Annotated in this window: 1 protein-coding gene; it reads left to right on the top strand. The window is 37.9% G+C overall.

Translation table 11 applies throughout. From position 1 onward, the window contains the following. Window positions 1–171: 171 nt before the first annotated feature. The coding region (locus IQR33_RS33105; RefSeq protein WP_228013894.1) for a hypothetical protein at window positions 172–425 on the top strand (254 nt) is incomplete at its 3' end.

Genomic DNA, 425 nt, shown 5'->3' with positions numbered 1-425 from the left:
TAAGGCTGAATTCAACCAACCAGTCATTCGTCAAGAAGTCATCAATTACTCCGGCGATACCGCCACCAGCGAAGTAAAAATTCAAGAATTATAATCTTAAAAGGTCACCACTCTGATGGTGACCTCTCTAACCAAAGCCTTTGTTACTGTGACTTTTTAGTTGAGTTCTATATGCACATAACATCATCCGAAAAAAGAAAAAGCGACTTACTGAAGAAAGCCTTTTTATGGCTCATTGTCTTCGATTACCTTTTATTGGCGTTTTTCTTAACTCAGCTATCAAGTATGACATTAAACAGCGGAACCATGATCAGCTTGTTACTTGTAGTTTATAACGTCTTACTTGTTTCGCTATGTTTTCAACGAACCAACAAGCAGGACTCTTACATTATCTACCCTGTTTTGTCCGCAACGTTATTAGCATT

The organism is Vibrio sp. OPT46 (assembly GCF_015163535.1).
In the GTDB taxonomy this organism is placed as follows: Bacteria; Pseudomonadota; Gammaproteobacteria; order Enterobacterales; family Vibrionaceae; genus Vibrio; species Vibrio alginolyticus.
Note: the sequence above shows the minus strand (reverse complement) of the source record. Positions and strands in the feature narration are given on the sequence as shown.